Origin of the sequence: Paractinoplanes abujensis, from assembly GCF_014204895.1 — a bacterium.
Lineage (GTDB): Bacteria > Actinomycetota > Actinomycetes > Mycobacteriales > Micromonosporaceae > Actinoplanes > Actinoplanes abujensis.
The window spans coordinates 6,249,082-6,268,963 of record NZ_JACHMF010000001.1 but is presented as its reverse complement, the minus strand read 5'-3'; the positions used below and the strand labels follow the sequence as shown (position 1 = coordinate 6,268,963).

At 69.2% G+C, this 19,882-nt stretch carries 19 protein-coding genes; 8 read left to right on the top strand and 11 right to left on the bottom strand.

Features of this window, described 5'->3' with window-relative positions:
• Window positions 1-5: 5 nt before the first annotated feature.
• Window positions 6-473: a CU044_2847 family protein gene (locus BKA14_RS28655; protein ID WP_239093423.1), complete on the bottom strand. Its 468-nt coding sequence runs from the start codon at window positions 471-473 to the stop codon at window positions 6-8.
• A gap of 163 nt (window positions 474-636) precedes the next feature.
• On the opposite strand from BKA14_RS28655, the gene BKA14_RS28650 reads away from it, so the two are divergent.
• A complete protein-coding gene (locus tag BKA14_RS28650; protein WP_184953915.1) occupies window positions 637-1,359 on the top strand; it encodes an NUDIX hydrolase in 723 nt (240 codons plus the stop codon).
• A gap of 67 nt (window positions 1,360-1,426) precedes the next feature.
• Here BKA14_RS28650 and rhaI read toward each other — a convergent pair whose 3' ends face one another.
• From rhaI to BKA14_RS28620, 6 genes are read right to left on the bottom strand one after another with little or no spacing between them, the layout of a single operon-like run.
• Window positions 1,427-2,593, bottom strand: coding sequence for an L-rhamnose isomerase (rhaI, locus tag BKA14_RS28645; protein WP_184953913.1), 1,167 nt, complete (start codon window positions 2,591-2,593; stop codon window positions 1,427-1,429).
• Window positions 2,590-2,922, bottom strand: coding sequence for an L-rhamnose mutarotase (locus BKA14_RS28640; protein WP_184953912.1), 333 nt, complete (start codon window positions 2,920-2,922; stop codon window positions 2,590-2,592). The genes rhaI and BKA14_RS28640 overlap by 4 nt, the downstream gene beginning before the upstream one ends.
• 5 nt (window positions 2,923-2,927) lie before the next feature.
• On the bottom strand, window positions 2,928-4,004 hold the full coding sequence (gene rhaS / locus BKA14_RS28635) for a rhamnose ABC transporter substrate-binding protein (protein ID WP_239093367.1): 1,077 nt from the start codon (window positions 4,002-4,004) through the stop codon (window positions 2,928-2,930).
• Between the two features lie 22 nt (window positions 4,005-4,026).
• Entirely contained in the window at window positions 4,027-5,016 is a 990-nt protein-coding gene (locus BKA14_RS28630) for an ABC transporter permease (RefSeq protein ID WP_184953910.1), read from the bottom strand.
• On the bottom strand, window positions 5,009-6,031 hold the full coding sequence (locus BKA14_RS28625) for an ABC transporter permease (RefSeq protein WP_184953909.1): 1,023 nt from the start codon (window positions 6,029-6,031) through the stop codon (window positions 5,009-5,011). Before BKA14_RS28625 ends, BKA14_RS28630 begins: the two co-directional genes overlap by 8 nt.
• Window positions 6,032-6,065: 34 nt before the next feature.
• Entirely contained in the window at window positions 6,066-7,754 is a 1,689-nt protein-coding gene (locus tag BKA14_RS28620) for an ATP-binding cassette domain-containing protein (protein WP_239093364.1), read from the bottom strand.
• Between the two features lie 285 nt (window positions 7,755-8,039).
• On the opposite strand from BKA14_RS28620, the gene BKA14_RS28615 reads away from it, so the two are divergent.
• Window positions 8,040-9,074: a LacI family DNA-binding transcriptional regulator gene (locus BKA14_RS28615; RefSeq protein ID WP_184953908.1), complete on the top strand. Its 1,035-nt coding sequence runs from the start codon at window positions 8,040-8,042 to the stop codon at window positions 9,072-9,074.
• A gap of 820 nt (window positions 9,075-9,894) precedes the next feature.
• Here BKA14_RS28615 and BKA14_RS28610 read toward each other — a convergent pair.
• The 4 genes from BKA14_RS28610 to BKA14_RS28595 form a co-directional block, all read right to left on the bottom strand.
• Entirely contained in the window at window positions 9,895-10,305 is a 411-nt protein-coding gene (locus BKA14_RS28610) for a roadblock/LC7 domain-containing protein (protein WP_184953907.1), read from the bottom strand.
• Between the two features lie 114 nt (window positions 10,306-10,419).
• Complete coding sequence (locus BKA14_RS28605; RefSeq protein ID WP_184953906.1) at window positions 10,420-11,040, bottom strand: hypothetical protein; 621 nt, start codon at window positions 11,038-11,040, stop codon at window positions 10,420-10,422.
• A 5-nt stretch (window positions 11,041-11,045) separates the two neighbouring features.
• Window positions 11,046-11,492 carry a hypothetical protein gene (locus BKA14_RS28600; RefSeq protein WP_184953905.1) on the bottom strand — a complete coding sequence of 149 codons (447 nt, stop codon included), beginning with the start codon at window positions 11,490-11,492 and terminating at the stop codon, window positions 11,046-11,048.
• Window positions 11,489-11,860 carry a hypothetical protein gene (locus BKA14_RS28595; protein WP_184953904.1) on the bottom strand — a complete coding sequence of 124 codons (372 nt, stop codon included), beginning with the start codon at window positions 11,858-11,860 and terminating at the stop codon, window positions 11,489-11,491. The genes BKA14_RS28600 and BKA14_RS28595 overlap by 4 nt, the downstream gene beginning before the upstream one ends.
• Window positions 11,861-12,270: 410 nt before the next feature.
• On the opposite strand from BKA14_RS28595, the gene BKA14_RS28590 reads away from it, so the two are divergent.
• The 6 genes from BKA14_RS28590 to BKA14_RS28565 all read left to right on the top strand — a co-directional run bounded on the left by BKA14_RS28590 (window position 12,271) and on the right by BKA14_RS28565 (window position 19,872).
• Complete coding sequence (locus tag BKA14_RS28590) at window positions 12,271-14,301, top strand: bifunctional aldolase/short-chain dehydrogenase (RefSeq protein ID WP_184953903.1); 2,031 nt, start codon at window positions 12,271-12,273, stop codon at window positions 14,299-14,301.
• Window positions 14,301-15,626 (top strand): rhamnulokinase, encoded by a 1,326-nt coding sequence (locus BKA14_RS28585; protein WP_184953902.1) that lies wholly within the window; start codon window positions 14,301-14,303, stop codon window positions 15,624-15,626. The genes BKA14_RS28590 and BKA14_RS28585 overlap by 1 nt, the downstream gene beginning before the upstream one ends.
• A gap of 4 nt (window positions 15,627-15,630) precedes the next feature.
• On the top strand, window positions 15,631-16,368 hold the full coding sequence (locus BKA14_RS28580) for a (Fe-S)-binding protein (protein WP_184953901.1): 738 nt from the start codon (window positions 15,631-15,633) through the stop codon (window positions 16,366-16,368).
• The gene (locus BKA14_RS28575; RefSeq protein WP_184953900.1) at window positions 16,365-17,774 is read left to right on the top strand and encodes a LutB/LldF family L-lactate oxidation iron-sulfur protein; all 1,410 of its coding nucleotides are present in this window, start codon (window positions 16,365-16,367) and stop codon (window positions 17,772-17,774) included. Before BKA14_RS28580 ends, BKA14_RS28575 begins: the two co-directional genes overlap by 4 nt.
• 92 nt (window positions 17,775-17,866) lie before the next feature.
• A complete protein-coding gene (locus BKA14_RS28570; protein ID WP_184953899.1) occupies window positions 17,867-18,460 on the top strand; it encodes a LutC/YkgG family protein in 594 nt (197 codons plus the stop codon).
• Window positions 18,457-19,872, top strand: coding sequence for an L-fucose/L-arabinose isomerase family protein (locus BKA14_RS28565; protein ID WP_184953898.1), 1,416 nt, complete (start codon window positions 18,457-18,459; stop codon window positions 19,870-19,872). The genes BKA14_RS28570 and BKA14_RS28565 overlap by 4 nt, the downstream gene beginning before the upstream one ends.
• Window positions 19,873-19,882 lie beyond the last annotated feature (10 nt).

Genomic DNA, 19,882 nt, shown 5'->3' with positions numbered 1-19,882 from the left:
TCGCGTCAGCCGTCCGTGCCGGACGTTGACTGCTGGTCGCTGTTCCGATCGTCATCATCCTGGTCGCCCTCTGCCGGGGCCGGCGCGGCTTTGCCGGCGGCGGCCTGGCCGAGGTCCCACTCGAGGCGGATGAGCAGGGACGTCTCACCGCCGACCTGGCCCAGCACCGGAGTTACCAGATCGGGGGACTTGGCCACCAGCTTGACGCCCATCTCCAGGGTGACGCGGTCGGGAAGCAGCGTGTCGACGTCCTGCAACTGGGAATGCACCCATCGGGTCATGGCCTTGACGGTGGGAGTCGTGCTCAAAGCCGCGCGCCGGTCGCCGCGGAACCAGTCACCGAAGGCGGCGTCGCTGCGGCCGCCCGGGGCGAAGTCGCCGTTGGGCTCGATGGTCACCTCGACCGGGATCGTTGTGCCGTCACCGAGGTCGATCTCGACGATGTCGCGGTTGGGCGGTAGAGCGCCGTCCATGCGATCCACGGGGCCTCCTCAAGGTGGGAACCCCATAAGTATCAGTCAGTGTGTCCACAAGTGATCGCACAACGAGTAAGAGTCGGTGCTCCGACAGTCCAGAGGGATCGGACCGATCGGCCAGGTGTTCTAGGCTGCCGGTACGAGCCTGATGGAGGACGACTTGAGCACAGACGACGCCATCCGCGCTGCTCGCCGCGCTCAGCGGCTGGCCCGCTACGACGAGCTCCGGGCCGAGCGCCCGGCCCTGTTCGCCAATCCCGAGGGGGCCGCCTACGAGATCGTCTTCGACTCGCAGGTGCAGGAAGAGGTGGCCAACCGGTCGGCGGCCAAACTGCGCGAGCTGGGGCGGCCCGAGGAATACGGCGACATGGGCGTGATCTACGAGGACGCCTTCTTCATCGCCCTGCGGGACACGGTGCGGTTCCGCGACGGATACACGGGTCCCTATATCCGTTGGGTGGCGCAGGCGCCCACCGAAGGCGCCGTCGTTCTGCCGATCTTCGGTGACGGCCGGATCCTGTTGACCCGCCAGTTCCGGCATCACATCCGCGACTGGCAGTGGGAGACGCCACGGGGGTTCGCCGAGCCCGGCGACAAGGGGCCGGAGACCGCCATCCGGGAGTTGCGGGAAGAAATCGGCATCACCGCCGAGAAGGTGGAGTTCCTGGGGCGGCTGGTCGACGACAACCCGTGCGAGCTGTGGCTGGCCCGTCTGGACATCGACTCGTACGCCGTCCTGCCGGACGGCGCCACGATCGAGGGCATCGACGAATTCCGCCTGGTGACCGTCGACGAATTACGTGATCTGATCGCGTCCGGAAAGGTCGGCGACGGCGGGCTCTTAGCCGCCTATGCCATTGCCACAGCTCGCGGCTTGCTCTGATTCGGCTGCTCCGGCGCGTCGGCCCCGTGGGTCATGAGAGATCCGCGGGGCCGATTCGAGGAAAGGATCAGGCGCCCCAGCCGGCTTGGGTGCCGCCTACGCGGTCGGCGATGATTTTCTCGTCGTAGCCGCTGGCCTTGTAGGCCGCGACCGGGTCGGGGTCGAGGCCGGCGTCGGCGCGGACCTCGGCCAGCAGCGGGCGGACGTCGGTGTTGTAGGCGTCCATGAAGACCGCGTTCGCTTCCAGCACGTCGCCGGACTGCTGGGCCCTGGTCAGGGCGTCGCGGTCGACCAGCAGGGCCTTCGCGGTGGCTTCCTGCACGTTCATGACCGAGCGGATGATGGCCGGGATCTTGCGCTCGATGTTGTGGCACTGGTCGAGCATGAAAGCGATCCCGTACGCCGGGTCGAGCGCGCCGCCGCGGACGATTTCGTACATGATGCGGAACAGTTGGAACGGGTCGGCCGCGCCCACCATCAGGTCGTCGTCGGCGTAGAAGCGGCTGTTGAAGTCGAACGCGCCGAGCTTCTTCTGGCGCAGCAGGAACGCCACGATGAACTCGATGTTGGTGCTGGGGGCGTGGTGTCCGGTGTCGATGCAGACCGTGGCCCGTTCACCGAGTTCCAGACAGTGCGCGTACGAGGTGCCCCAGTCCGGCACGTCGGTGGCGTAGAAGGCCGGCTCGAACAGCTTGTATTCGAGCAGCAGACGTTGGTCGCCGGTGAGCCGGTCGTACGCCTCGCGCAGCGCCGCGGCCAAGCGGTCCTGGCGGTCGCGCAGGTCGTCCTGGCCGGGGTAGTTGATGCCGTCGGAGAACCACAGCTTCAGGTCGCGCGAACCGGTCTGGTTCATGATGTCGATCGCCTCGAGCAGGTGATCGGTGGCTTTGCGCCGGATACCGGCGTCGGGGTTGGTGACCGAGCCCAGCTTGTAGTCGTCGTCCTGGAAGACGTTCGTGTTGATCGCGCCGATCTCCACCCCCAGGTCCCGCGCGTACGAGGTCAGGGCCGCGTAGTCGTCCACCTTGTCCCACGGGATGTGCAACGCCACCGCGGGCGCGACGCCGGTGAACCGGTGCACCGTGGCGGCGTCGGCGATCTTCTCCTCGGGCGTACGCGGCACTCCCGGCTGGGCGAACACCTTGAAACGGGTTCCCGAGTTGGCGTAGGCCCACGACGGGGTCTCGATGCGCTGTGCCGTCAGGGCGCGCTTGACGGCGGCGAGGTCGGTCATGAGGTCTCCTGAGAATCGGAAAGGTGGAACACCTCGGTGAGCAGCGGGAACCCTTCGTCGTTGGGCCCGCCACCGGCGAAGAACTCCGCCATTTCCGCTTGCCACCTGGTGTTGACGTCCAGCGCCGCCATTGCCGCCTGGGACGCCTCGAGGTCGTCCGCTTCGACGTAGCCGATCAACAGCCCGTCGTCGCGGAGGAAGAGGGAGTAGTTGCGCCAGCCGGTGGCCCGGAGTGCGTCCTGCATCTCGGGCCACACGGACTGGTGCCGCTCCACGTACTCCGTCATCCGCTCGGGGCGGACGTGAAGCTGGAAGCAATAACGGGGCATGGCTGTCAGAAGTTGAACTGGTCGATGTTGTCCTTGGTGAACTCGGTCGGCGGGCCGAGCACGATCTCGCCGTCCTTGCCGATCGTGTATTCGCCGAGCTTGCCCGCCTTGAACTTCTCGCCCTCGGCGCCGGTGATCTGACCCGAGGCCATGGCGGCGCCGGCGAACGCGGCCAGGTAGCCGATGTCGGCCGGGTTCCAGAGCGCGAACTTGGTGACGGTGCCGTCCTTGACGTACTCGCGCATCTGGTTGGGCAGGCCGAGCCCGGTCACGGCGACCTTGCCCTTGTAGCTGGACGACGAGATGTAGCGCGCGCCCGCCGCGATGCCGACTGTCGTCGGGGCCACGATGACCTTGAGGTTCGGGTACGACTGCAGCAGTCCCTGGGCTTCCTGGAAGCTCTTCTGGTCGTCGTCGTTGCCGTACGCGACCTTGACCAGCTTGAGCTTGGCGTAGTCGGGCTTCTTGAGCTCTTCCTTCATGACCTCGATCCAGGAGTTCTGGTTCGTGGCGTTCGGGGTGGCCGAGAGCACCGCGATCTCGCCGCCGTCGGCGCCGGCCTGCTCGAGCGCCATCTTGGCCAGCGACTCGCCGATGCCCTGGGTGGTGGCCTGGTTGATGAACGCGTCTCGGCAGTCCTTGGAGGCGTCCGAGTCGAACGTGATGACCTTGATCTTGGCCGCGCGGGCCTGGTTGAGCGACGGGCAGACCGCGTTGGGGTCGTTGGCCGCCACCACGATGACGTCCTGCTGCTGCTGGATCAGTGTGTTGATGTAGGACACCTGCGACGAGGCGGACGCGTCGTTCGGGCCGACCAGCTTGTACTCGCCCTTGAGCTCGTCCACGGCGACCTTGCCGCCGCCGGTTTCGACGTCCGAGTACGGGTTGTTCAGCTGCTTCGGCAGGAAGGCGATCTTCAGGCCTTCCTTGATCGCCGCGTTGGGGTCGGCGGCCGCGGAGGCCTGCGTGCCGGAACCGCTGTTGGTGTTGCTGTCCTTGGTGGTGCCGCCACAGGCGGTCAGACCTGCGACGAGCAGTGCGGCGGAAGTAACGGACAGTAACGTCCGGGGGGAGCGAAGCACTGTGTACTCCATTCACTCAGGGCTATCGGGAGGCGGCTTGCCGCAGCCTGCGGCGCTGATAATTTCCGCGTACGGCGGTGGTGATGTTCGGAAGCAGCACGGAGAGCACGAGCAGGGAGCCCGTGACGATGTTGAGCGCCTGCCCGGAGACGTCCTCCAGGCGCAACGCGTTCTGCAGCGCGGTCAGCAGCACGACACCGGCGAGAACACCGGGCAGGCTGCCCTTTCCACCGAAGATCGAGACGCCGCCGAGCAGGACGGCCGCGACCACGGCGAGTTCGAGACCCGAGCCGTTGTCGGCCCGGGCGCTGGAGTAGCGCAGCGTCCACAGCACACCGACCAGGCCGGCGACCGCGCCACTGACGACGTAGAGCCAGAATTTCGTACGGGCGACTCGGATCCCGGAGAAGTGGGCGGCCTGCGCGTTGGCGCCGATGGCGTAGAGCGAGCGGCCGAACGGGGTGGCGTGCTGCACGATCCCGAAGAGGAGCGCGAGCACCACGATCAAGATCAGGACATTGGGTACGGCGCCGCCACCGATGGTTCCGGTGACCCAGCCGGTGTAGTTCCACGGGAAGTCGGCCACCGCGCCGTCGCCGAGCACCACGAAGGCGAGACCGCGGTAGAGGGCCAGCGTGCCGATCGTGACCGCCAGCGAGGGCAGGCCCAGGCCGGTGATCAGGAAGCCGTTGACCACGCCGCAGATCGCGCCGATCACGACGCAGAGCGGGATGATCGTCTCGATCGACAGGCCCTGGTTCCACAGCCAGCCCATCATCGAACTGGTCAGGCCGAGCGTGCTGGCCACCGACAGGTCGATCTCGCCGGTCACGATGATCATCGTCATCGGCAGCGCGATCAGGATGATCGGCAGCAGGTCGAGCACCATGAACGTGAAGTTCCGGCTGGTGCCGAAATTGTCCACGCTCAACGACGCGATGATCAGCACCAGCACGGTGAGCACCAGGATGATGCTGTCCCAGCTGGTCAGTCTTTTCCGGGCCTCAGACATGGGCGTCCCTCTTCCGCAGGCTGCGGGCGATGCGGACCGCGACCAGGCGGTCGGCGCAGATGGCCAGGATGATCAGCGCGCCGACGATGGCCTGCTGCCAGAACTGGTTGATGTCGAGCACCGCCAGGGCGCTGCCGATCACCGTGAGCAGCAGGGCGCCGAGGGCCGCACCCCAGACCGAGCCGCTGCCGCCGAAGACGGCCACGCCGCCGACCACGACCGCGGCCACGACGTTGAGCTCCATGCCGGTGCCGGCCGCGGCGTCGACAGTGCCGAACCGGGCCGCGTACAGCACCCCGGCCAGCCCGGCCAGCGCGCCGCTGAGAACGAACGCCCCGAGCAGGTTGCGGGCGACCTTGATGCCGGCCAGCTCGGCCGCGGCGGGGCTCGACCCCATCGCGTACAGCTCCCGCCCGACCCGGTAGTTGCGCATCATCAGCGAGCCCGCGCCCACCACGACCAGCGCGATCAGCACCAGCCAGGGGATGCCCAGCAGGTTGTCGTTGGCGAACGTCAAGAAGTGCCGAGGCAGCTCGTCCGCGTTGACCTGCGAGCCGCCGGCCCACGAATACGTGATGCCGCGGTAGATGTAGAGCGTGCCCAGTGTGACGACGAGCGCGGGCACCTTACCGAAGCGTACGAGAACGCCGTTGACCAGGCCGGCCACCGCGCCCACGGCCAAGCCGGCCAGCAGCGCCACGATCATCGGCAGGCCCGGGTTGGTGCTCATCATCGTGGCCACGGTGAACGCGCTGATGCCGAGCACCGAGCCCACACTGAGGTCGATGTTCCGGGTGATCACCACGATCGCCTGGCCGGTGGCCATGACCGCGAGGATGGCCGTGTTGAGCAGGTTGTCGCGGATGCTCTGACCACTCAAGAAGCGGGGGTTGTCGATCGCCGTGTACGCGATGAGCAGCGCCAGCGCGAGCACAATGCCCAGCTCGCGCGTCCTGAGCAGGTTCTTGGGCTCGAACCGCTTCGCCGCGGGAGCCTCGAGCGAGGTCGCCGTCATGCTGAGCCTCCCGGGCCCGTTCCGGTGCGGCCGGTCATGCCGCGACCTCCTGTCCCATGGCCGCGTACATCACGGACTCCTCGGTTGCCTCAGCCCGGGTGAGCTGGGCGGCGACGCGGCCCTCGCGCAGCACCACGACCCGATCGGCCATGCCCAGGACCTCGGGCAGCTCCGACGAGACCATGACGACCGCCAGGCCGTCCGCCGCGAGCGACGACATCAGCCGGTGCACCTCGGCCTTGGTGCCGACGTCGATGCCGCGCGTGGGCTCGTCGACGATCAGCAGCTTGGGCCCGGTGGCCAGCCACTTGGCCAGCACGACCTTCTGCTGGTTGCCGCCCGAGAGCGTGCCCACGGCGTCGGAGAGCCGGCCCAGCTTGGTCTGCAACTTGCGGGTCCAGGTCTCGGCGGCCGCGCGCTCGCTGCCGCCGAACAGCAGACCCAGCCGGGCCAGCTTGCGGGCGCGCGGCAAGGTCACGTTGCGTTCGATCGACAGGTCCATCACCAGGCCCTGCTGACGGCGATCCTCGGGCACAAGAGCCATCCCGGCGGCCATCGCGGCGCGCGGATCCCCCTTCCTGAGACGCCTGCCGTGCACCTTGACAACCCCGCTGTCGTACGGGTCCACGCCGAACACGGCCTGCATGACCTCGGAACGGCCCGCGCCCACGAGCCCGGCCAAGGCGACGATCTCTCCCGCCCGTACGGAAAAGGAGATCTCTCGGAAAACGCCCTCGCGGGACAGGCCCTCGACCTCGAGCACGACCTCGCCCGGCTCGACGTCCTGCTTGGGGAAAAGCGCGCTCAGGTCACGCCCGACCATGCGCCGGATCATGTCGTCGACGCTGAGGTCGGCGACCAGCTCGGTGGCGACGTGCTTGCCGTCCCGCATGATCGTGACCCGCTCGCACAGGGCAGTGATCTCCTCGAACCGGTGCGAGATGAACATGATCGCGGCGCCCTCGTCCCGCAGCGACCGCACCACCGCGAAGAGCCGCTCCACCTCGACGGCGGACAGCGCGGCGGTCGGCTCATCCATGATCAGCACCCGGGCCTCGGACGACAGCGCCTTCGCGATCTCGACCAGCTGCTGATCGGCGATCGACAAGCCACGGGCCGGACGCGTCGGGTCGAGCGGAACACCCAGCCGGCGGAACAGCCGCTCGGCGTTGGCGTGCATCTCCTTGCGATCGATCTGCCGCAGCTTGGTCAGCGGCTGGTTGCCCATCGCGATGTTCTCGGCCACTGACAGATCGGGGAAGAGGGTCGGCTCCTGATAGATGACGGCGATGCCGGCCGCCTTGGCGTCGGCGGGGCCGGCAAAATCCACGTCGACGCCGTCGACCCGCAGCGTGCCGGTGTCCGGACGGTGGACGCCGGCCAGCATCTTCACGATGGTGGACTTGCCGGCCCCGTTCTCACCGACCAGCGCATGGGCCTCGCCGGGGTGGAGGGGGAAGGTGACCCCTTGCACGGCGGCGACCGCGCCGAAGGACTTGGTGACGTTCTGAACCTCGAGTCGCGCGGGCTGCTGGGGGCGCGCGGGGTCGTTCTGGGGCGCGGGCTGCGGGGTGCGCGCGAGATCGTTTTGGGGCGCTGGCTCCTGGGAGCGCGCGGATTCATTTTGGGGCGCGGGCTGCTGGGGGCGCGCGGGGTCGTTCTGGGGCGCGGGCTGCGGGGAGCGCGCGGGGTCGTTCTGGGGCCGGGCGTTTGCCTCCGCCACGAGCCACCTCCACGTCGCTTGTGGGAACAATACTTGAAATGTTTCAATAGCTGTTGAAATGTTTCATGAGCGGTGAGACGAACGTAGGTGGCCCCGATCACACCTGTCAAGCGTTGGCCAGAAACGTTGTGGAAACACGGCCGTCGCGCGACCGTCCAGTGCCGTAAGATGCGGCTTCAACGTTTCAAAGACGGCGCGGCACGGCGCGGCCGGGGCTCGTCCCGGCGGCCGACCTGGTAAAAGTTTGCGATCCCCGGCCCGCTACACCCCGCTCAGGAGGTCTTGGTGCTGAACGGCAGGACGCCGTCCGTCAAGGATGTGGCCGCGGCCGCCGGTGTCTCGCTGGGCACCGTCTCCAACGTGATGAACCGCCCCGAAGTGGTGAGCGCACGCACCCGTGAGCGGGTCGAGCGGGCCATGGCCGAGCTGGGTTTCGTACGCAACGAATCAGCCCGCCAGTTGCGAGCCGGCACGAGCCGCACCCTGGCGTACGTGATGCTCGACGGCACCAACCCGTTCTTCCACGACGTGGCGCAGGGCATCGAAAACGCCGCCGAGGACGCCGACTTGTCGCTGTTCATCTGCAACAGCAACAGTCGCTCGGCCCGCGAAGAGGTGCACCTCGACCGGCTGCTCCAGCAGCGGGTGCAAGGCATCCTGATCACCCCCGTCGACCCGGCCGCGGCCCACCTCGACGAGCTCTCCCGGCGCGGCGTCCCCCTGGTGATCGTCGACCGGGTGCGCGGCGCCGACAGCTGCTGCTCGGTCTCCGTCGACGACGTGCTGGGTGGCCGCATCGCGGTCGAACACCTGGCCGAGCAGGGGCACACCCGGGTCGCTTTCGTGGGCGGCCCCGACTCGCTGGGCCAAGTGGGGGAACGTCTGCAAGGCGCCCGCGAGATCTGGCAGTCACTCGGCCGCGACCCCGACGACCTGATCTACCTGCCGACCGAAGCGCTGACCGTGGCCGAGGGCCGTTCGGCGGGGGAGCGGCTGGCCGGCCTGCCCGCGCGGCGCCGCCCCACGGCCGCGTTCTGCGCCAACGACCTGCTCGCGTTGGGCCTGCTGCAACAAAGCATCGGGGCCGGCCTGCGCGTCCCCGACGACCTGGCCATCGTCGGCTTCGACGACATCGAGTTCGCCGCGGCGGCCGCCGTGCCGCTGACCTCGGTCCGCCAGCCCCGCCAGGAACTGGGCCGCGCCGCGGCGCACCTGGTATTGGACGAGGCCACAAACCCGGATCACCGGCACCAGCAGCTGCAGTTCACGCCGGAACTGGTCGCCCGCTCGTCCACGGTCAGCCGGGGGCGCGCCCTCTGAACGGCGGCCCGGCTCCTGCCCGCCGTCGATCGCGCCTCAGGCCGGTTCGCCTGTCGGTGATATTCGCCTGCGTCCGGCTTGCGCTTTTGTCCGGCTTGCATCTGTCGTCCAGCTCGTGTCCACCGAGCTCATCGCCACCGACCAGGTCCTGCCCGCCGATCAGGTCGTGCCCGCCGACCAGCTCCTGCCCGCCGGCCGGTTTCCGGCGGCCGGGGTCGCCCGCCGCCCTGTCGCTCGTTGGCCAGTACCTGTACGCCCGACCCGCTGTCGGTCCTACCCGTCCGCGCCTGTCGCCTACCAGGCTGCTTCTATCCGTTAACCAGCTCTACCCGCCCACCAGCTTCGCCATCGGCCGCCTTTTCGGTTGGCCCGCTCAGCTTGCGGGCCCCTCAGCTCGCGGCCTGCCCTGCTGCTGGCCCGCCTGCTCATCGGCCCGCCCACTTCGCCCGCTCCGCAGCTCGTGGATCGACGAGGCGCAGGCGGTGAGCTCTCGGACGGCACGGGTCCCGGTCACCCACCACCAGTCGGCCCGTTCGATCGCCGGCCCCGCCTGCTGGTGCGCAGCCGGTCGAGCGCGTCTTCAACGTCCGTGTCCCGCCGTGGCGGAGCGGGCAACCAAAAAGGCCGCGGCGTCCCGAAACGCCGCGGCCTGGGCATAAGCCAGTTCGCGTTATCCACAATCCCGGGTTGTCCACAGGCTGACCGCTGTCGGCGCCCGTTGATCAGCGGGTTCCGGGATAATGGGCAGTGGCGGTGGACCCCCGTGGAGGGTGGGCCATATGCGGGGCCGAGCCGAGCAAGATCGGCGGCGGGGCCGGGGCTAGCTGAAGTAGCCCGACGGTTCCACGGTCTGGATGCGGAGCAGGCTGCCCAGTCGGGTGGTGACGGGGCGCGCCTCCAGGTGCAGGCGGGCGATGTTCAGCCCGCTGTCGCCGATCACGGCCAGCAGGGCGAGGTCGCCCACGGCGTAGACGGACAGGTAGCCGCCCTGGTTGCGGATCGTCACTTCTTGGAACGTGCCCTGGTTGAGGGCGGCCCCGCAGGTGCGGCTGATGCCGTGGGCGCCCGCGGCCAGGGCGGCGATGTCGTGAGGTTCGGGGCCGGCCACGGTGTCGTGCAGGATCAGCAGGCCGTCGACTCCGGCGATGACGCAGCCGCGTACCCCGGTGACCTGGTGCCGCAGGGCAGCGATTTCGGCGCGGACGGCCTGGAACGGGTCGGAGGGTTGCACGTCTTTCTCCAGGTGTGGGGGGCCTGCGGAGGGGGTGGAGCGGTCTTACGATGCGCAGAGAAGCGGTGCGCAAAAAAGCGGCGCGCACAAGGACGCCCGGCACGCGGTGCGGAGTTACAACGCGCGGAGGGCGACCAGCACGCGGTCCAATACTGCATCGTCCGTCACGTACGGGCGGCCGAGCAGACTGAGCAGGTCTGAGGCTTCTTCGTCCGTCTCGGGCTGGTCGAGACGGTGTCGCCGGGGCAGTAGTCCTTCGGGGGTGTCGGGGACCTTGATGGCGTCGCTGAGGTCGACGGTGCCGCCGCCGAGGTCTCGGGGGACGAGGGTCAGGTCGAGCGAGGAGCCGAGCGCCGGGGTGCCGTCGGTGGGTGCGGGGGCCAGTTCGCGGGCGTACGCCGCCAGCATGGTGCCGAACTCCCGCCGGGCCATCGCCAGGTTGGCGCCGGCCCGGCGCAGGGTCAGGTGGGCGACCAGCGGCAGGTCCGAACCCACCAGCCGTACGACGTGGAAGGCGTCCGCGCTGGTGAGCAGGATGTCGCTGAGCTCGTCGCCGCCGTTTCCGTCCAGCAGCACGAGACCGGCCGCCGCCGCGGCGAGCGTGACGGCGGCGGCGGACTCCTGGTCGGTCGGCGCTGTCTCACCCGCCCACCACAGCACTCTGGGACCGTCGGGGTCCAGCAGAGACACCGCGTGGGCGCCGGGGATGCCCAGCGCCTCCGTCAGCGGCGGCACGATCATCAATTGAGGCCGGCGTCCAGCTGCTTCATGACGAGGCGGGACTGCGTCAGGATCATGCCCGTGTTCGCGGTCTTGCGGGCGACCACGACGGCGGCGATGTCCTGGTTGTAGCTCCGCAGGAAGACGTGTACGTGCGAGTCGCTCTGCGCCATGAATTCCTGGAAGTAGTGGCGGTCGTCGAGCACGCCGTAGCGGGCCTTGAAGATGTCCTCGATCATGACCACGTTGCGCCCCTGGAACAGGTCGAACGTGGCTGCGGCGAGCAGGTCCAGCACCTCGCCGGGGTGCTCGTCGAGCGTGTCCGCGGCCAGGAGCATGCCGGTGGACATGTCGACCAGGCCGGCGCCGACGCACTCGGGCACCTGGGCGCGGAACTGCTTGACGGCGTCGCCGATCAGCTGGGTGGTGCTTCGGATGCCGAGTCCGGTGTCGTCAACGGCTGTCATACGTCGAGCTCCGATTCGATCTTACGCAGCTGGTGCCGGGCCAGGCCCAGGTTGGCGCGGTTCTTGTTCAGCGCCAGGTAGAGGAAGAACGCCTCGTTGCCGCGACCCTGGAGCAGGCGGATCAGGTGGTACTGGCTGTCGAGGGTGATCAGGATGTCCTCGATCGAGTCGGCCAGGCCCAGCATTTCGAGGGTGCGTACCTTGGCCCGGATCACGTCGGTGTTACCCGCGGCGGCGATGTTCATGTCCATGTTGAGGCCGCCGCCCATGACACCGAGCGTCAGGCCGCTGGTGTAGTCGACGAGGGCAACGCCGATCGCGCCCTCGATCGTCATGGCTTCCTTGAGGGAAGTCTCGATGTTCGCCATTTTTCTTCCTCCTTCTCGTGTGCCGTCACTATCGGTCACGAGGTCGGGACCCGTGAGGATTATCGGCGCCAACCTTGGCACGACGGGCAGGCGTTCAGCAGTGATGAGGCGAGCAATCCGCGCAGGTCAAGCCAAAGATCGCGGTCCCCTGATCGGACGACCCCTTCGGGGGTCGGCCGAACGGCACGGATGTGACCGTTTCGTCCGATGGACACGATGCATCATCTCGAACTGAAACGGAGTGGCGCAACGGTTCGGGGCCTTTCGCGTACTCCCGGGCCATGTGCTGTATAGCGCCTGTACGACGGCTGGGAGAGCTGAGCATCTTGACCACCAGTGGTGCCGGGCCGTAACCTGTCGGCAATCAATGAAACGTTTCACGACGCCGCGAAAAGAGCGCGAAGGACACCATGACGAACCCCGCAGTGCGTGACCTCCTCGAGCGCAGCAACCGGCTGGGCGCCGACCCGCGCAACACCAATTACGCAGGTGGCAACACCTCGGCCAAGGGCACCGAGACCGACCCGGTCACCGGCGAGCCGGCCGATCTGTTGTGGGTCAAGGGCTCCGGGGGCGACCTCGGCACCCTCACCGAGAACGGCCTGGCCGTGCTCCGCCTGGACCGGCTGCGGGCCCTCACCGGCACCTACCCGGGCGTCGAGCGCGAGGACGAAATGGTCGCCGCGTTCGACTATTGCCTGCACGGCCGGGGTGGCGCGGCCCCGTCGATCGACACCGCGATGCACGGCCTGGTCGAGGTCGCGCACGTCGATCACCTGCACCCCGACTCGGGCATCGCGATCGCCACCGCGGCCGACGGGCCGGCGCTGACCAAGGAGATCTTCGGCGACCGGGTGCTGTGGGTGCCGTGGCGCCGGCCCGGCTTCCAGCTAGGGCTCGACATCGCCGCCGTGCAGAAGGCCAACCCGCAGGCCATCGGCGTCGTCCTGGGCGGGCACGGGATCACGGCGTGGGGCGCGACCAGCGAGGAGTGCGAGCGCAACTCGGTCGAGATCATCGAGCGGGCCGCGCGCTATCTGGAGCAGAACGGTCGCCGCGATCCGTTCGGCGCTGCGGTCGTCGAATCGCTGTCCAAAACGGAGCGGGACGAGCGGGCGGCCGCCCTCTTCCCGGTTCTGCGGGGTCTCGCGTCCACCGATCGCGCGCAAGTCGGACACTATACGGACAGTGACGTCGTGCTCGACTTCGTGAACAGCGAGCGCCTCGGCGAGCTGGCCGAGAAGGGCACCTCCTGCCCCGACCACTTCCTGCGCACCAAGGTCAAGCCGATGGTGCTGGACACCGCGCCCGGCGCCCCGCTCGACGAGGTCGTGGCCCGGGCCAAGGAGCTGCACGAGGCGTACCGCGCGGACTACCGCGGCTACTACGACCGGCACGCCACGGCGGACAGCCCGGCCATCCGCGGCGCCGACCCGGCCATCGTGCTGGTGCCCGGCGTGGGCATGTTCTCGTTCGGGGCCAACAAGCAGACCGCGCGGGTGGCCGGCGAGTTCTACGTCAACGCGATCAACGTGATGCGCGGCGCCGAGTCGGTGTCGACGTACGCGCCGATCGACGAGGCCGAGAAGTTCCGGATCGAGTACTGGGCGCTCGAGGAGGCCAAGCTTCAGCGCATGCCCAAGCCGAAGCCGCTGGCGACCCGGATCGCGTACGTGACCGGTGGCGGCTCGGGCATCGGCCGCGCGATCGCCCTGCGCCTGGCCGCCGAGGGCGCTTGCGTGGTCGTCGCCGACCGGGACGCGGAAGCCGCGCAGCGGACAGCGGACGAGATCGGCGGCAGCGACGTCGCCCTCGCCGTGACCGCTGATGTGACCAGCGCCGACTCGATCAAGGCCTCCCTGCGGGAAGCGGTCACCACGTTCGGCGGCGTCGACCTGGTCGTCAACAACGCCGGCCTGTCCATCTCGAAGCCGCTGCTGGAAACGACCGAGCAGGACTGGGACCTGCAGCACGACGTGATGGCCAAGGGCTCGTTCCTGGTGTCCCGCGAGGCCGCCCGCATCCTGGTCGCGCAGGGCCTGGGCGGCGACATCATCTACATCTCCAGCAAGAACTCGATCTTCGCCGGGCCCAACAACGTGGCGTACGGCGCGACCAAGGCCGACCAGGCCCACCAGGTGCGCCTGCTCGCGGCCGAGCTGGGGGCTTACGGCGTACGGGTCAACGGCATCAACCCGGACGGTGTGGTGCGCGGGTCCGGCATCTTCGCGGGCGGCTGGGGCGCCAAGCGGGCCGCGGTCTACGGCGTGCCGGAGGAGAAGCTGGGCGAGTACTACGCGCAGCGCACCCTGCTCAAGCGGGAGGTGCTGCCGGAGCACGTGGCCAACGCGGTGTTCGCGCTGACCGGGGGCGACCTCACCCACACGACCGGCCTGCACATCCCGGTCGACGCCGGCGTGGCCGCGGCCTTCCTGCGGTGATGAGGACCTTCGCCGCGGTCGACCTCGGCGCGTCCAGCGGGCGCGTCATGGTCGGCCGCGTTCACGACAAAGGCCTGAAGCTGGAGGAAACGCATCGGTTCGCCAACGAGCCGGTGCGCACCCGGAGTCTGCACTGGGACATCTTGGGCCTCTATCGCGAAGTGCTGAAGGGAATCGAGAAGGCGGGCCCGGTCGACAGCATCGGGATCGACTCCTGGGCGGTCGACTACGGCCTGCTCGACGCCGGCGGTGCATTGCTCGGCAATCCCGTGCACTATCGCGACAGCCGCACCGACAATGTGCGGCTCGACATCTCCGACGAGCAGCTGTACGAGATCAACGGCCTGCAGAAACTGCCGTTCAACACGATCTATCAGCTGGCCGCCGCGCAGGAGACGCCGCAATTCGCGATGGCCCGGCAGATGCTGCTCATCCCCGATCTGCTGGCCTATTGGCTGACCGGCGAGATCGGCGCCGAGTACACCAACGCGTCGACCACCGGGCTGCTCGACGTGCGTACGCGGGAATGGTCTGCGCCTTTGACCTCGGGGCTGGGACTGAGCCTGCCGCCGATCCGCCGACCGGGCGAGACGATCGGCGAGTACGAAAAAGCGAAAGTCGTGGCGGTCGGCTCGCACGACACCGCGTCGGCGGTCGTGGGGGTGCCCGCCGACGGGGAGAACTTCGCATACATCTCGTGCGGCACGTGGTCGCTGGTCGGGCTCGAACTGACGCACCCGGTGCTCGGCCCGGAATCGCGGAAAGCCAACTTCACCAACGAGGGCGGCGTCGACGGCACGATCCGTTATCTGCGCAATGTGATGGGACTCTGGCCGCTGCAGGAATGCATGCGCGAATGGGGTTCGCCCGACATCGGTGACCTGTTGCGGCAGGCGTCGCGGGAGAAGCCGGTGCTGATCGACATCGACGACCCGGCCTTCCTGCCGCCCGGAAACATGGCCGAGCGCGTCGCCCGGGCGGCCGGGTTGCCCGCGGACACCAGCCCGGCCCGGCTGACCCGGTGCATCGTGGACAGTCTGGCGCTGGCTCACAAGAAGGCAGTGGAGCAGGCCCAGGAGCTCTCCGGCCGGCACGTCGACGCGGTGCACATCGTCGGCGGCGGCGCCCGCAACGAGCTGTTGTGCCAGCTCACCGCGGACGCCTGCGGGCTGCCGGTGCTGGCCGGCCCGGTCGAGGCCACCGCGCTCGGCAACCTGCTGGTGCAGGCGCGCGCGGCCGGGGTGATCGAGGGCGACCTGGCGGCGCTGCGCTCGGTTCTGCGCGACACTCAGCAGGTGGTCCGGTACAACCCCGCAGGGAGGTAAACCGGTGCGTATCGCGTTGTTCGCGACCTGTCTGGCCGACACGATGTTCCCCGCGGCGGCCAAGGCGACAGTTCAGTTGCTCGAGCGGCTCGGCCACGAGGTCGTCTTCCCGCCCGAGCAGACCTGCTGCGGCCAGATGCACGTCAACACGGGCTATCAAAAAGAAGCCCTTCCCCTCGTACGCCGATATGTGCGCACGTTCGAGCCGTGCGACGTGGTGGTGGCCCCCTCGGGCAGTTGCGTGGGCTCGATCCGGCACCAGCACGCGACGGTCGCGCGACAGGCGGGGCAGGAAGGGCTGGCCGCGCGCGCGGAGGCCGTCGCCGAGCGCACGTACGAGCTGTCCGAGCTGCTCATCGACGTGCTCAAGATCGAAGACGTGGGCGCCTACTACCCGCACCGGGTCACCTATCACCCGACGTGTCACTCGCTGCGCGTGCTGCGGGTCGGCGACCGCCCGCTGCGGCTGCTGCGCCAGGTGCGCGGGCTCGACCTGGTCGAGTTGCCGCAGGCCGAGCAGTGCTGCGGGTTCGGCGGCACGTTCGCGGTCAAGAACGCCGACACGTCGACGGCGATGCTGGCCGACAAGATGCGGCACGTGCTCGACACCGGCGCCGACGTCTGCACGGCGGGCGACGCGTCCTGCCTCATGCACATCGGTGGCGGACTGTCCCGGCTGCGTACGGGCGTGCGAACGGTCCACCTGGCGGAGATCCTGGCGAGTACGGAGGCGACGGCATGAGCACGCACGCACCCAAAGGCGTGGGGCATCTGCGCGGCGACCGGCCCTTCCCCGCGGCGGCCAAGGTCGCGTTGGCCGACCCGCAGCTGCGGCGCAACCTGCAGCACGCCACCACCACGATCCGCGGCAAGTCGGGCCGGGTGATCGCCGAACTGCCGGACTGGCAGGAACTGCGCTCGGCGGGTTCGGCCCTCAAGGCGTACACGATGGCGAATCTGCCCCGGCTGCTCGAACAGCTCGAGGAGCGCGTGACGGCCGCGGGCGGGGTGGTGCACTGGGCGGCCGACGCCGAGGAGGCCAACCGGATCGTCACCGAGCTGGTCGCGGCGACGGGCGAGAAACGGGTCATCAAGGTCAAGTCGATGGCCACTCAGGAGATCGGGCTCAACGAGGCCCTGGAGGGCGCCGGGATCACGCCGGTCGAGACCGACCTGGCCGAACTCATCGTGCAGCTCGGGCACGACAAGCCGTCGCACATCCTGGTGCCGGCGATCCACCGCAACCGCTCCGAGATCCGCGAGATCTTCCTGCGCGAGATGCCCGGGGTCGACCCGGCGCTGACCGACGATCCGCCCGAGCTGGCCGGGGCGGCGCGGCGCTACCTGCGCGAGACGTTCCTGTCGACCAAGGTGGCCGTGTCCGGCGCGAACTTCGGCGTCGCCGAGACCGGCACGCTGGCGGTGGTCGAGAGCGAGGGCAACGGCCGGATGTGCCTGACCCTGCCCGACACGTTGATCACCGTGATGGGCATCGAGAAGGTCGTCCCGGCCTGGCAGGACCTCGAGGTGTTCCTGCAGTTGCTGCCGCGCGCGTCGACCGGCGAGCGGATGAACCCGTACACGTCGATGTGGACCGGGGTGACGCCGGGCGACGGGCCGCAGAACTTCCACCTGGTGCTGCTGGACAACGGGCGTACGGCGGTGCTGGCCGACGAGGTGGGACGGTCCGCGCTGCACTGCATCCGCTGCTCGGCCTGCCTCAACGTGTGCCCGGTGTACGAGCGGACGGGCGGGCACGCGTACGGCTCGGTCTATCCCGGCCCCATCGGCGCGGTGCTGTCGCCCCAGCTCACCGGCGTCGAGGACAACGCGTCCCTGCCGTACGCGTCGTCGCTGTGCGGCGCCTGCTTCGATGCGTGCCCGGTCAAGATCGACATCCCGTCCATCCTCGTGCACCTGCGTAACCAGGCCCCGCATCCGCGCTCGGAGAAGACGGCGATGGCCGCGGCGGCGTACACGATGGACCACCCCAAGCTCTACGAGCGGGCGCAGCGGGCGGCCAAGGCGGCCAAACTGCTCGGCCGGCGCGGGCGGGGGTTGCCACCGCCACTGAACGGGTGGGCGGCCAGCCGTGATCTGCCGGAACCGCCGGCCGAGACGTTCCGGGACTGGTGGCGAGGACGATGAGCAGCGGCGGCGGGCAGCGGTGGGGACGATGAGCAGCGGCGGCGAGCGGCGGTGGGGACGATGAGCAGCGGCGGCGAGCGGCGGTGGGGACGATGAGCAGCAAGAACCTGATTCTGCGCCGGATCCGGGAGGCGCTCGGCGAGAACCCGTCCGAGCCGGAGGTGCCGCGGGACTACCGTCGCGGCGAGGCCCCCGTCGATCTTGACTTGCTGGTCGAGCGCTTGGTCGATTACCAGGCCGTCGTCCACCGCACGGCCGATATTTCCGGCACGATCCGCGAGATCGTCGGTGACGGCCAGGTCGTCGTGCCGCCCGGAGTGCCCGACGAATGGCTCGCGGTCCGATTCATCCGGGACGACGGCCTGAGTCAGGATCAGATCGCCGCCGCCGACGGCGTGGTCACGGCGGCCGCGGTGGCGGTGGTCGAGACCGGCACCGTCGTGCTGGACGCCGGAGAGGATCAGGGCCGCCGCATCCTCTCCCTCCTGCCCGACCTGCACATCTGCGTGCTCCGCGCCGATCAGGTGGTGGCGAGCGTGCCCGAGGCCGTGGCCCGCCTGACCCCCGGCCGCCCGCTGACCTGGATCAGCGGCCCGTCGGCGACCAGCGACATCGAGCTCAACCGCGTCGAGGGGGTGCACGGCCCCCGCCATCTCCACATCGTCCTCGTCCAGGAGGCAGCATGATCCTTACCCCGAAACCCCGCCGGAAGATCCGTATCGGGCTGGTGGCCGGTGGCCTCGGCACGTACTGGCCCCAGTTCCCGCACCTGCTGCCCCAGCTGCAGGAGTCCGCCCGCTACGTCTCCGAGCGTTTCCAGGAGATGGACGCCGAGGTCACCGACGTCGGGTTCATCTCGGACGCCCAGGAGGGCACGGCCGCCGCCGAGCAGCTGCGCCGGGCCGACTGCGACTTGATCGTGCTGTTCCTGACCACCTATCTCACCTCGTCGATGGTGCTGCCGATCGCCCAGCGGGCCGGCAGCCCGGTGCTGGTCATCGACCTGCAGCCGACCGAGAAGATGGACCACGCCTCCTTCGACACCGGCTCGTGGCTGGCCTACTGCGGGCAGTGCCCGGTGCCCGAGGTGGGCAACCTGTTCCGCCGGGCCGGCATCCCGTTCCGCTCGGTCACCGGCTGGCTGCGGCAGGAGTCGGCCTGGGCCCGCATCTCGCAGTGGATCACCGCCGCCCGCGTACGGGCGGCGTTGCGCGAGGCCCGGCACGGCCTGATGGGTCACCTCTATCCGGGCATGCTCGACGTCTCGACCGACCTGACCCTGCTGCCCACCACGTTCGGCTCCCACGTCGAGGTGCTCGAGTTCGACGACCTGCGCGAACGCACCCTCGCCGTCAGCGACGACGAGGTGGCCGAGCGGATGGACCTGGCCCGCAAGATCTTCGTGCTGGACGACTCGGTCAACGAGGACGACTTCGCCTGGGGCGCCCGTGTCTCGGTCGGGCTGGACCGGCTGGCCGACGACTTCGACCTGGACAGCCTGGCCTACTACCACCGCGGGCTGGCCGGCGAGCAGCACGAACGGCTGGGCGCGGGCATGATCCTGGGCGCGTCGCTGCTGACCGCGCGGGGCATCCCGGCCACCGGCGAGTACGAGCTGCGCACGACCGTGGCCCAGCTGGCCACTCAGGTGGCCGGGGCGGGCGGATCCTTCTGCGAGATCCAGGCTTTGAACTTCGAGGACAACGTGGTCGAGATGGGCCACGACGGCCCGGCTCACCTGGCCGTCAGCGCGAAACAGCCGCTGCTGCGAGGTCTCGGCGTCTATCACGGCAAGCGCGGCTGGGGTGTCTCGGTCGAGTTCGACGTACGGCCGGGGCCGGTCACCCTGCTCGGGCTGGGCCAGGACCGGGACGGCTCGCTGTCGTTCATCGCGGGCGAGGGCACCGTGGTCGACGGCCCGCTGCTGGCCATCGGCAACACCACGAGCCGGGTCGACTTCGGCCGCGACCCCGGCGAGTGGGTCGACGACTGGAGCGCTTCGGGGGTCGGTCACCACTGGTCGCTCTCGCTCGGGCACCGCGCGGCCGACTACAAGGCGGCGGCCTCACTGCTGGGCATCGATTTCCGGCAAGTTTGAAACCGGTCAC